General features: G+C 42.6%; 13 protein-coding genes. 1 reads left to right on the top strand and 12 read right to left on the bottom strand.

Going from position 1 to position 12,433, the window contains the following annotated elements; translation table 11 throughout:
* Positions 1 to 117: 117 nt before the first annotated feature.
* The 9 genes from WJP93_RS06005 to WJP93_RS05965 form a co-directional block, all read right to left on the bottom strand.
* On the bottom strand, positions 118 to 567 hold the full coding sequence (locus tag WJP93_RS06005; RefSeq protein WP_337547316.1) for a SpoVA/SpoVAEb family sporulation membrane protein: 450 nt from the start codon (positions 565 to 567) through the stop codon (positions 118 to 120).
* 17 nt (positions 568 to 584) lie between these two features.
* Positions 585 to 1,022 (bottom strand): stage V sporulation protein AB, encoded by a 438-nt coding sequence (locus tag WJP93_RS06000; RefSeq protein ID WP_337547315.1) that lies wholly within the window; start codon positions 1,020 to 1,022, stop codon positions 585 to 587.
* Positions 1,019 to 1,648: a stage V sporulation protein AA gene (locus WJP93_RS05995; protein ID WP_337547314.1), complete on the bottom strand. Its 630-nt coding sequence runs from the start codon at positions 1,646 to 1,648 to the stop codon at positions 1,019 to 1,021. Before WJP93_RS05995 ends, WJP93_RS06000 begins: the two co-directional genes overlap by 4 nt.
* 98 nt (positions 1,649 to 1,746) lie before the next feature.
* Positions 1,747 to 2,466 (bottom strand): SigB/SigF/SigG family RNA polymerase sigma factor, encoded by a 720-nt coding sequence (locus WJP93_RS05990; protein ID WP_227101821.1) that lies wholly within the window; start codon positions 2,464 to 2,466, stop codon positions 1,747 to 1,749.
* Positions 2,467 to 2,477: 11 nt separating this feature from the next.
* The gene (spoIIAB, locus tag WJP93_RS05985; RefSeq protein ID WP_066557767.1) at positions 2,478 to 2,960 is read right to left on the bottom strand and encodes an anti-sigma F factor; all 483 of its coding nucleotides are present in this window, start codon (positions 2,958 to 2,960) and stop codon (positions 2,478 to 2,480) included.
* Positions 2,961 to 3,001: 41 nt separating this feature from the next.
* Positions 3,002 to 3,319, bottom strand: a complete 318-nt coding sequence (locus tag WJP93_RS05980; protein ID WP_066557762.1) for an anti-sigma factor antagonist — start codon at positions 3,317 to 3,319, stop codon at positions 3,002 to 3,004.
* An 83-nt stretch (positions 3,320 to 3,402) separates the two neighbouring features.
* Positions 3,403 to 5,040 (bottom strand): tetratricopeptide repeat protein, encoded by a 1,638-nt coding sequence (locus WJP93_RS05975; RefSeq protein ID WP_337547313.1) that lies wholly within the window; start codon positions 5,038 to 5,040, stop codon positions 3,403 to 3,405.
* Positions 5,041 to 5,066: 26 nt separating this feature from the next.
* Positions 5,067 to 5,204, bottom strand: coding sequence for a hypothetical protein (locus tag WJP93_RS05970; RefSeq protein WP_227101808.1), 138 nt, complete (start codon positions 5,202 to 5,204; stop codon positions 5,067 to 5,069).
* A 68-nt stretch (positions 5,205 to 5,272) separates the two neighbouring features.
* On the bottom strand, positions 5,273 to 6,208 hold the full coding sequence (locus WJP93_RS05965; RefSeq protein ID WP_337547312.1) for a hypothetical protein: 936 nt from the start codon (positions 6,206 to 6,208) through the stop codon (positions 5,273 to 5,275).
* Positions 6,209 to 6,333: 125 nt separating this feature from the next.
* Between WJP93_RS05965 and WJP93_RS05960 the strand changes: the two genes are divergently transcribed.
* Positions 6,334 to 7,521: an SAM-dependent methyltransferase gene (locus WJP93_RS05960; RefSeq protein WP_337547311.1), complete on the top strand. Its 1,188-nt coding sequence runs from the start codon at positions 6,334 to 6,336 to the stop codon at positions 7,519 to 7,521.
* A 118-nt stretch (positions 7,522 to 7,639) separates the two neighbouring features.
* Here the strand turns inward: WJP93_RS05960 and WJP93_RS05955 are convergent, their stop codons facing one another.
* The 3 genes from WJP93_RS05955 to WJP93_RS05945 are packed head-to-tail and all read right to left on the bottom strand — an operon-like array spanning position 7,640 to position 12,421.
* Positions 7,640 to 10,282, bottom strand: a complete 2,643-nt coding sequence (locus WJP93_RS05955) for a valine--tRNA ligase (protein ID WP_066557755.1) — start codon at positions 10,280 to 10,282, stop codon at positions 7,640 to 7,642.
* Between the two features lie 29 nt (positions 10,283 to 10,311).
* Positions 10,312 to 11,127, bottom strand: coding sequence for a hypothetical protein (locus WJP93_RS05950; RefSeq protein ID WP_337547310.1), 816 nt, complete (start codon positions 11,125 to 11,127; stop codon positions 10,312 to 10,314).
* Positions 11,128 to 11,140: 13 nt separating this feature from the next.
* Positions 11,141 to 12,421, bottom strand: coding sequence for a DUF5716 family protein (locus WJP93_RS05945; protein ID WP_337547309.1), 1,281 nt, complete (start codon positions 12,419 to 12,421; stop codon positions 11,141 to 11,143).
* Between the last annotated feature and the right edge of the window lie 12 nt (positions 12,422 to 12,433).

The following is a 12,433-nucleotide window of genomic DNA, read 5'->3' as shown; positions in this document are numbered from 1 at the left end:
TGCAAATTTGTCAACACTTTTTTTAAAGAAAATTCAATTTTTTTAATTGCATGTCTAATTTGCAACGATTCAAAGCATTTCAAAGAAGATTACACCCTGAATCGCTGCTATTTTCCTTTAAAGAAGACGCATCAGCCAGTAAATTAATCCGAATAGCCAGCTTGCAAACACACCGTACAAAATTACTGGTCCTGCAATCGTAAATATCTGCACACCTTTTCCAAAAATCTCACCCTCTGGCGCTGCTTCCACTGCAGGTGATGCCACTCCATTTGCAAATCCTGTTATCGGAACAAGGAGACCTGCTCCTGCATATTTTGTCAGCTTTCCAAATAAATGCAGTCCCGTCAATATAATTGCAGCTAAAACAAGAGCAATCGAGGTCCACGTACCTGCTACCTCTTTTCCCATACCCATTTTTTCAAAAAATACGCTAAGGATCTGTCCTATCACGCAGACCGTTCCGCCTGTCCAGAATGCTCTAAATATATTTCTTGGTGTGTTGTGCGTTGGTGTAATTTCCTTTACGTAATCCTGATATTCTTTTTTCTGTTCTTCACTTACCATATTTTCTCCTTTTTGTTTTAAAGATTTGAGAAGTACAAATATGCACCTAACATTTTTCCAATGCCAATTGAAAGCACCATCCATGGAATACCGCTCTGAATGCGTCCTCTCCTGAGAAGAATTGGAAATACATCTAATACCTCTGCTAGTGACATAATAAGCCCTCCCACAAAGATCCCCATAAAAAGTCCGGCTGCTGCCTCAAGAATTTCTTTTCCAGGCAATGATGGCTGCAGTAAAAAAATAAGATTCCCCGCCGTTCCGCCTAAAATAACACTCCATTCATACAAGCTTACATGGCGGGCTGTCCTTGTGTGACCTGCCCACCTGGGCAAAATTCCAATTACTGTAATCAACGCAAATACGCCAGCAGAGGCTGCGGCACCTGCTGATACGCCAACTAATACCTCTGCTGCCGCTTTTATTGCTGCAAACAATTTTATTTTTATACTCATACGCGCTCACCCCTGCGCTTTTGTTTGCTTTTTATGCGTTCATTCTGGTCAAGGATTGACTGATTGACAGTTCGTTCATACTCCCTAATCTCTACTTCAAGAGGTGTCGGATCCATCACGCGTTTTTTTGTTCTAAAATGATTGTAGAAAATCAAAATGCCAAGAAACAATCCCGCTGCATATCCACCCTCTAACCAAGTAATGGCAGTTCGCTCCTGTCCTGTCATCAGCCTGTGCAGATCACCAAATACCTGATCTACGCTGACGTCGGCATTAAATGTCATAATAGAAAATGCTGAACCAAAGAAGATCATCATACAGACAAGCACTACCTTAGTATACTCCCACACAGGTCTTTTTTTTCGCTCCTGTACATACTCAATAATAAAATCAGTTTCTCCAAGATTTTCAACTTGAACTGCCGGATACTCTTTTTGAATCAGCTGTGTTACCTTTAGGATATCTCCGACAGCGCGCTGCCCATGAACAGTCGTATAATGAAGTGCCTTGCAGTGTGCTTGAATTGATGCATTGGCGCACCATAAATCTCCCAGCTCACCAATGCTTACAGATGGCTGCGTCACTCGAATTTTCTGTCCTATTTTAATATATATAGTATCTGCCAAAACAAGCCTCCTGCCGCTTGTTCTTTTTTCCATTTTGCGGCTGCACTTAGTATGTGCCATTCGTTTCTTTTCATTCAATCATAAATCTACATTTAAAACTACATTTCCAAAAGCGCCCTCATTTTCTTTAATACACGTTTTTCAATCCTGCTGACCTGTACCTGTGAGATTCCAAGACACTTTGCAGTCTGCACCTGAGTCTGTCCCGAATAGTAACGCATGATAATAATTTTCTGCTCCTGATCTGGAAGCTCACACATTACTTTTTTGAGTGCCAGACGATTCACAAGTTTTTCCTGTTCATTTTCCTTTGACTCAAGGCGATCCTCAAGTAAAATTGCATTACCATCACTTTGATATATCGTCTTTTGAAGACTTTCTACTTCCTGTGAGGAAGACAGCGCTGATGCCAATTCCTCTGGTGCAATCTGCATAAGACTTGCCAGCTGACAGACCGTAGGTTCAATCCCATACGCAGCCTCATATTTAGCCTGCAGCTGTCTGGCACGCACCGCCGTCTCCTTTACAGTACGGCTGACCTTAATCATTCCATCATCTCGCAGAAATCGCCTGATCTCTCCAATTATCATTGGCACTGCATAAGTTGAAAAACAAACGCCAAATGTCTGATCAAAGCGATCAATTGCCTTCATAAGACCAATACAGCCTATCTGAAACAGATCCTCCTGCTCGTATCCTCTGCCGCGGTATTTTTTCACCACACTCCATACAAGCCCTGTATTATCAAGCACTAGCTGATCTCTTGCCTGTGCATTACCATTGCGGGCCTGTTCAAACAGCTTTGACAAACACTCCAGAGAAAACACCTCTATTCTGTTCTCTTGCCGCCGCAGATTTTTTTCTTCATCTGTACTAACGTTCCGTTTCCAACTGATGAGGACACCTTTAAATCATCCATAAATGCTTCCATAAAGCAAAAACCCATTCCAGAACGCTCCGTTCCGCGTACAGATTGACTGTACATTGGCTCCATTGCTTTTTTGACATTTTCAATGCCACGCCCCCAGTCACGAATCTGAACTGTCAGCGTATCTTTTTCGATTGCACACACAAGCCGGATCAATCCTTTTTCATAAGGATAGCCATGCACAATAGAATTTGTCACTGCCTCTGATACTGCCGTCTTTACATCATCAGTCTCTGCCACTGTCGGATTCATACGTGTCATAAAAGATGCCACACATACTCTGGCAAAGCTTTCATTTCTCGAATCACTCTCCAACATAACCATCATGCGCTGCACACCCTCCTGCAGCCATTTGCCATCCAATTCTTTTTGTTGTTCTTCCATATCTCCTCCATCTGCAGCAGCTGCTGCGAACCTTACTCTTATTACAGTGTTCCCACCACCTGATACACACCAGAGATGCGAAGAAGTCTTCGAATTTTCGCATCCTCACCTGTCACAAGCACTTCGCCGCCCATATGATGCATGCGCTTGTAGCGTCCAAGCAAAATTCCAATACCTGAGCTGTCCATAAAGCCAGTCTTAGAAAAATCAAAAATCAGCTTCTGCACCTTTCCAGCTGAAATATAGCGGTCTGTCTCCTCACGAATGCCATTGCATACATGATCATCAACCTCCTCTGGCAAACCAATAATCAAAACAGGTCCAGCCTGCATATATGTTACATTTTCCATTTTTTCCATTTCAAATTCCTTTCCCTTATTTTTTCTAACAAAAAAGACACAGAAACAACTTCGCTTCTGTGTCTTATCTTTCGTACATTTTTTTAATTTGCTGCTGGTTCTGCTGCGTTTGGATCTGCCGCTGCATTTGGATCTGCCGCTGCATTTGGATCTGCTGCGTTTTGATCTGCTGCGTTTTGATCTGCTGCTGCATTCGGATCTGCCGCGTTTGGATCTGCTGCTGCATTCGGATCTGCTGCTACATTTTGATCTGCTGCGTTTGGATCTGCCGCTGCATTCGGATCTGCTGCCGGTTCCGGTGCTGCATTTGGCACCTCTGGTTTTGCATCAAGTGACCGAAGTACCTGCGGTGCAATAGCATTTAAATTTACACGCGCATCCTGAATCTGAGGTCCAACTGGGAATCGCTGTATGTACTGCGTATACATGTCAATTGCAAGGTCGTTTTGATTTAACTCCTGCGCACTGACGGCAACATAAAAATATGCTTCACTGTATGATGGATCAAGCTCAATGATCTTCTGGCACAACTCTATTGCTGCCTGACGATCACCTTCATGCTCACGCTTCCAGATCGCTTTCTCGAAAATACGATCATTTAAGTGATTTTCCATTTGTTCCTTGATTGACTGATACATTTCTTTATATGTGTCATCATCTACTGCATTTGCATCAAGCTCTGCATACAAATCAATTGCCTGCGCATAATCTTCCTCAACAAATGGCTTTGCCACTGCTAAAAGAGCCTGATATGCATTGACAAGCTGCTCACTCTCACTGCTGCTGTGCTGATAGCTCTCAGCATCCTGATCTTTCTCATTCTGAAGCTTCTCCAACTTATCTTCTAACTCTGTGATATCAGCATTTAATGACGCATACTTGTCTTCATACTGCTGAATCTTTGCATTACTCTTTTCATCAAGCTGTGCCTCCTTGCCTGGCATAATAACATAATATAATACTCCAAGAGATAGCAAAAAGCCAACCAGCACATAAGCTGCTGCTGCCAGATAGCTTCCGTAGTCGCGCATGCGGACTGGGATGATTACTTCCTCACGCTCAAGCTCGCCTGCCACACCAATAGAATTCTTTTTCTTTGAAGCCTTATAGGTTGTCTCAAGCTCTCTCTTATAAGAAAGTGCACCTGGATTTCCTCTGTCGATCTCAAGGCATCGGTCAATGACGTCTAATGCCTGATCATATTTTTGATCTTCCATATAAAGAAGCGCCAACAGCTGATATGCCTTTATCATTCGTGGATTAACATTTATAACCTTCTTTAACTGAATGACTGCCATATCCTTTGATCCAGTTTTCGCGTATTCAAGTGCCTGGTTAAACTTTCTTATACTGTGATCTGCACTGTCTAATGACTGGCGGTTATCACGCATATCTCTTATATAGTCATCAGCAATATTTCCTCTGTGACGAAGATTTTTACTGATAACCCATTCCTTTAATGCCAGCGCTGCCTCACCCATCTCATAATAGACAAGTCCGAGCAGATTTCTGGCGCTTATATTTTTCTTATACAGCTGCAGACTAGTTCGAAGACATTCTGCCGCTCCCGTCAAATCTCTTGCCTTAGCTCTCGCCAGACCAAGATTATAATATTGATTGGATGCGTAAATAATCTTACGGTACAGTCTAATGTCAGCTCCGCATTTTGGGCAGGTATCCCGATCTGGGGACAGCCTGCAGTTACAAGCATAGCACTTCATGCATTCCTCCGTGTGTTTATCTTTAACTATTTCTTAATCTCGTTCATCAGTTCCTGAAGGATGTCGGTAATATCTACCATCTTATCATTCAAGATGGCTTTTTCCGTTTCATCCACTTCAAGACTTGGCTTAAATTTAGCCAGCTCTTCTTCAAAATTTATCATACCTTTATACCTTTCTTCATATAGTCTTTAGGCCTTCTGCATCATAATACCTATTTTTGCAAAAAAAATCAACCCTCAAACATTTTCAGTATCGCATCACGATAGATTGCCTTCGCAGTGATATACTGATTCTCACCAGAGGAAGCAAAATGTTCCATCATGACACCAGCGTTGACCTCAAGTACCTTCCAGCCTGCCTTAGTTTTAATCATATCAATTGAAGCAAAACGGATGCCTAGTGCCTTGGCTGTTTTCTTTACAAGGCTGACAAGCTCTTCCTCCAAATCTGGAATGGAAAGCGTGAGCGCGCTTGCTCCCTGTCCAAGATTGTGCTTCCAATTTAATAAATAAGTCTCATCTTTTGCCGGTACCTTGGAAAGCTCTGCCTCATTTGGCACGAGAAAGCTGTGAATCTGTCCCTTTGCAATAGCCTCTGCCAGCAATTTGCCAACTGTTGACACACCATCACCAGTAAGTGACGGACGAATCTTTGAAAAAGCAAGGCGAATCTCGCCGTCTAATACAACAAGACGATATTCGCTTTGAATGTCTTCATAGCGACAAACCGCCATTGCCTCTGATGATTTATAAATATCAGAAGCGGCCTTCTCTAGCTCCGCCTGTGTCCTAACTTTAAAAACAAGATTGCCTCCCGTTCCATAATTGTCCTTGCAGACAAGCGTTCCCTTCTCAAGCTCTGCTAAAAGTGCTTTCCAACTGCCTTTTCCTCCAGTATACTGCAGCATAGACGGTGCCATAAAACAGGCGTGATATACACTAGGAATATCTTCCTCCTTTAGTACCTCACTTGCAATGTTTTTATCATTGCATACCTGCTGCACAGACGAAGGATTTAATCCAAACTGATACCCCAAAATGAAGGCACGCTTTTGATCCTTTCTCAGACAAAATGCCCAGTCATAGGAATAGCTGCTAAGCTTAATTCCTTCTTCTGCGCAGATCTCATTTATTATCTTTACATAACTACTCTTACTGTTTTCCATTGTCTTATTTTCCTCTTGCTTTTGGAATACTTGTATTATAAAATTAAATCTGTGAAATAGCAAGAACAACTTTTCGCAAACATACACAGCAGATTCTGTATCATTCTGCAGAAAGAAGGTTTTTTATGTCCGATCTACAGTCACTCTTTACTGACTGCCTAAACGAAACGCTTATAAGAGTCATTTTAAGCAATCCTTCGTCGAAGGATGGTGTCATTAAAATTTGTGCCCGTCCGATGCTAAAAAATAAATCGTTGCTTTTCCAGATAGAAGAATATACGAAAACTCAGGTTTTCCATAAAAATTTGACTGCCGGTGACGCTGGCTCTTATTTAACAGGTAAACTGTCTTCTGATACTTCGTCACAAACAGCATCATTTAAAAATGCACTCGTAGAAACACAAAGCTTTACCGCCAATGTTCTTGTGAGCAAAAAGGGAACCATTACTATTAAAAAGAAAATGAATACCTCGGCCAAACAGCCAAAAATTTTTCTTTCGCATAACCGCAAAAAGAAATATATTCTTGAAGAAGGTATTCCTGTACCATTTTTAATTGATCTTGGCGTAATGACGCAAAATGGAAACATTGTTAACACTCACTATGATAAGTTTCGTCAAATCAACCGTTTTCTTGAATATATTGAAGATATTCTTCCCTCACTTCCTACAGGCCGCGAGCTTCGCATTCTTGACTTTGGCTGTGGAAAATCTTATCTGACCTTTGCAATTTATTATTACTTAAAGGTCTTAAAGGGATATCCTGTGCGCATTACAGGTCTTGATTTAAAGGAAGATGTAATTCGCCACTGTAACGAACTCGCTGTTAAATACGGCTATGATAAGCTTGAATTTTTATGCGGTGACATCGCTTACTACGATGGATGCAGCCAGGTCGACATGGTCGTTACGCTTCATGCATGTGACACAGCCACTGACTATGCACTTGCAAAGGCCGTCGGCTGGGGTGCAAAAGTCATCCTCTCTGTTCCTTGCTGCCAGCATGAATTAAATAAGCAGATGAAAAATGATCTGCTCTCCCCAGTACTTCATTATGGCATACTAAAAGAGCGCATGGCTGCACTTATGACTGATGGACTGCGCGCCCAGATCTTAGAGGCGAATGGCTACCGTACCCAGATTTTAGAGTTTATTGATATGGCGCATACCCCGAAAAATCTGCTGATTCGCGCTGTGTATAACGGACACTGTGCTGACAACAAAGCACAAATCAATGAACTTCTCGCTGCCTTTGATATTAATCCTACGTTATATCGTCTACTATGTAAAAAAGATAATACTATCTCAGAATAATATAATTTTTGTAACCTAACACCTTTGCAGAACTTCTATGCTGCACAGCACACAAAAAGCCAATCCCCAAGGCAAAAGCCTAAGGGAATGGCTTTTTTAACTTTTAAGTGTATTTGATTTACTTCTTTAAAGCAGCCAATCTTTCCTGTACCTGCTTCATAGTTGCCTCATACTTTTCAAGCTTAGCCTTTTCCTCGGCAATTTTTTCTGCCGGTGCTTTGCTGATAAAACGTTCATTTGACAGCATGCTATTAGAACGCTTTAATTCGCCTTCGAGCTTTTTCTCTTCTTTTTCAAGACGCTCAATCTCCTTTGCCACATCAACTAACTCGGCAAATGGCATATACATAGTTGCGCGTGCTGTTACAGCAGATACGGCATCCTCAGCGATTCCTGCCTTATCAGACTGAATCAGGACCTCATTTGCATAACCAAGTGTTGCAAAGAATATCTTATTATGTTCAAAGATTTCTCTTACCTTTGCATCCTCAGATACAACATATACAGTAGCCTTCTTGCTCGGCGGTACATTCATGGAAGTACGAACTGTACGGATCGCACGAACTGCCTCCTTCATCATCTCTACTGCTTCCTCTTCCTCTGCAAAGTTCCACTCTTTTTTGCTTACCGGCCATGCAGATACCATTATGCTTTCTTCCTCATCCTGCAGGTTGCAGAAAATTTCTTCTGTAACAAACGGAATAAATGGATGAAGAAGTTTCAAGGACTCAATCAGAACAGTCTTTAATGTCCAAATTGCTGCTGCCTGAGACTTATTGCCATCGTCCCACAGACGTGGCTTAACCATCTCAATGTACCAGTCACAGAACTCTTCCCATACGAAATCATATACCTTCTGAAGAGCAATACCCATCTCGTAGCGGTCAAGATTTTCTGTTACTTCCTCAATCAGACTGTTGCACTTTGTCAAAATCCACTTATCTGCCATAGTCAAATCTTCCAGTGAAACATTGTCTGTTGATGCCTTTTCCATGTTCATCATGATAAAGCGTGATGCATTCCAGATCTTGTTTGCAAAGTTTCTTGATGCCTCAACACGCTCATAGTAGAAACGCATATCGTTTCCTGGTGCGTTTCCTGTCATAAGTGTCATACGAAGTGCATCAGCGCCGTACTTGTCAATAACCTCAAGCGGATCAATTCCGTTTCCAAGTGACTTACTCATCTTGCGGCCCTGTGAGTCTCTTACAAGACCATGAATCAATACAGTATGGAATGGCTCCTTTCCTGTCTGCTCGATACCTGAGAATACCATACGGATAACCCAGAAGAAAATGATATCATATCCTGTTACAAGAACGTCTGTCGGATAGAAATATTCGTACTCTGGTGTCTTCTTTGGCCAACCAAGTGTAGAGAATGGCCATAATGCAGAGGAGAACCAGGTATCAAGTGTATCTGGATCCTGTGTCATATGTGTACATCCGCACTTCGGGCAGCATGTCGGTGCATCCTTTGATACAACCATCTCACCGCACTCATCACAATAATAAGCCGGGATTCTGTGTCCCCACCAAAGCTGTCTTGAAATACACCAGTCACGGATTCCCTCCAGCCAGTGCAAATATGTCTTTCCATAATTTTCTGGAACAAACTTAAGACGGCCTTCCTTTAATGCTGCGATTGCCGGCTTTGCCATCTCATCCATCTTTACAAACCACTGCTGCTTTACAAGCGGCTCTACAGTTGTCTTACAGCGGTCATGTGTTCCAACTGCATGAACATGAGGAACAACCTTTACTAAAAGACCCATGCTCTCAAGTTCTGCTACGATAGCCTTTCTTGCTTCATATCGGTCCATTCCCTCATACTTGCCGCCATTTGCATTGATGGTTCCGTCATCATTCATGACATTGATCTCTGGAAGATTATGACGCTTTCCAACCTCAAAGTCATTCGGATCGTGTGCCGGTGTAATCTTTACACAGCCAGTTCCAAACTCCTTATCAACGTAAGGATCTGCGATTACCGGAATCTCCTTATTAACGATTGGAAGCAGAAGCATCTTGCCTACAATATCCTTATAGCGCTCGTCATCTGGATTTACGGCAACTGCAGTATCACCAAGCATAGTCTCCGGACGTGTCGTTGCAATCTCTACAAAACGACCTTCCTCACCTACGATCGGATACTTGATATGCCAAAAATGACCTTCCTGCTCTACATGCTCAACCTCGGCATCTGAAATAGATGTCTTACAAACAGGACACCAGTTGATGATGCGGCTTCCCTTATAAATATAGCCTTTTTCGTACAGACGGATAAATACCTCCTGAACAGCCTCAGAGCAGCCCTCATCCATTGTAAAGCGCTCTCTGTCCCAGTCAGCAGAGGAACCTAACTTCTTTAACTGACGCACAATACGTCCGCCGTACTCATCTTTCCACTCCCATGCATACTTTAAGAACTGATCTCTTGTCAGATCCTTCTTCTCGATGCCCTTTGTCTTTAAGTTCTGAATTACCTTAACTTCGGTAGCAATTGCTGCATGATCAGTTCCCGGCTGCCAAAGTGCCTCATAGCCCTGCATTCTCTTATAACGGATCAGAATATCCTGCATGGTATTATCCAGTGCATGACCCATATGAAGCTGTCCGGTAATATTCGGCGGCGGCATTACGATTGTAAATGGCTTTTTGTCGCGATTTACCTCTGCGTGAAAATATTTTTTCTCCATCCACTTGTCATAAATCCTGCCCTCAATCTCAGACGGATTATATGTTTTGTCCAGTTCTTTCATAAGTCTCCTCACTTCTTTGCTCTTTTTTCTTACTCGTCCATTACCATATGGCAATAGGCACGTTTTCGCTGCGTCAGATAATCCTGTGAAATCTTTAAATTAATTTCATTATCCTCTCCGATACTGCGCACAACAGTCTCCTGCTCACTTTGCTCCTGAAGACGTGTTTCAACCTCCATGTAATGGGCCTGCCATCTGGAAATCTGGCTGCTCGCCACGCATTCAAGTTCCTTTGCAAATGGCTTTCCTGTCTGAAGCGCCAGATAATACATTTGCTCTAGTATCTCTTCTCGCTTTAATTCTGCATAAGCAGCTTCCAGACATTCCATCGCCTCATCCGCATATCCCATGCGAAGATAGGCCACACCCATATGCTGCAGAATCTGACCATAAAATTGAGGCTTCTGCCGAAAATCTCTTGGCATCTGCAGTGTCTGGCTGTAGATCTGAACCGCACATTCAAAGCGCCCTTTATCAAGCAAAAGATCTCCTCTTTCCTTGCTGCGCTCCAAAAGGCTCTGACGGTTCATACGGTCAAGACGGTTTTGAAACTGCTGAATCTGGTTTTCTTCATAGTAACCAATTTCACGCATGATCATTACCAAAACTGCACCCATGTCAGCACTTGATCCGTAGAATTTTACAATTTTATCTGCTAATTCCGGCATATGAAGCTCAACTCTAAAAAAGTCAATGACCTCCTGACGGATAAAATCCTCACCGAGCAGATACGTATTGTTGAATATATAATAGCAGAATTCTTCCGCTGTGTAAATATGGATGCCTAGTTCCTTTACGTAGAGCGGATTCTCGGCAATGTCACCGCACTGAATATATTGTTCCATTCCCGATGCCTCCTTAATCTATTTTAATTTCTTTTTTGACAACAATACCTGATGACGGGAAAAATTCGCCAAATCCAAGATCCTGCACACGCACCATTGCTGTATGCTCAGATGTAAATGTCAAAATTAGACGAACTCTTGTTGTCTTGTTTGGCCTCTTTGGAAATGCATCCAGGCTGATGTTTTCAAATACAGTCAGCTTTTCACCTGTCTTTTTTATCTTAAGGCGAATTGAGGACGCCTCATCCAAAATAAGGTCGGCTGTTGTACGGCAATCATACCAGTTACTGCCTTCTTTTGCAAGCATCAAAACCTTCTTGCTGCCGTGCACACTTGTATCCATCCAAATTGAGGCACCAACACGTCCCTCACATATAATTGTGTATGGATACGAATTTCTGCCGTGCAGCTCATTGTTTGCATTGATCACAGCTCCCTTTGCGAACACGTTGCTCTCATAAAAGATACCTTTTCGCACCTTCTTTCCGACTGCAAGCGCATTTAAAAAGCTTTTTCCCCATTCCTGGCAGTTTTCCATTGCCTTGCCGCTGACAAACAAAGAGCTTACACCACGGTGATCAATTATTCGCTCAAGATGCTCTCTAATTGTTGAATCTACCATCCTGCGATGAGTCTCATTGCTCATCATATCCTGCGACAGACTAGTTTCAAGCACCTGTCTTGTTGCCTTAATTACAGGCGGATTTACACTGCGAATCAAATTTAATTCATAGCTGCTAAGCTGAGTTCCAGACCAGTCTAAAAGCAAGGCTCTATTATCAAAATTTGCCTTTGGCTGGCGCAGCACAAAATACAAATAAGCCTCCGTGTGATTGATGATGCTGACATTTTCTCTTGGTATTCCAAGGCTGTCCATACAATGGATAATGCTGTCCATCACTGCCGGATCAGTCTTTTCAAGCGTAAAGACAAGTCTGGCAACACTTCGCGTGCCGCATTGCTCATAAACAGTTTCAAGAAGCGTTCCTATATAGCTTCCTAACAGCTGCTCTGGCTGATATCGCCTGTCGCCAACTGCTACGTTGCTTTTTTTTGTCAGCAGCGTCAAAAGCTTATCAACTACAGCTCCTCCGCCCTCAAGCACAGCTTCATAGGCTTCTTTTCCTACAAGCCATCCGTCCTGTCCCTTCTTTCGTCCGAGCGCCGTCTGAATGACTGTACGATTATCCGCCTGAGGAAAGCTTATGTCTGCCGGGTTCATGTTATCAAGACGGTACCGGCTTATTTTTGTCACATCATCGCATAAATCAAAACCTAATATCAGTTTTTCCATAATCTTTCGTCC

This window comes from Anthropogastromicrobium sp., from assembly GCF_037349415.1.
Classification (GTDB): domain Bacteria; phylum Bacillota; class Clostridia; order Lachnospirales; family Lachnospiraceae; genus Anthropogastromicrobium; species Anthropogastromicrobium aceti.
This window is presented reverse-complemented; position numbering and strand designations above follow the sequence as displayed.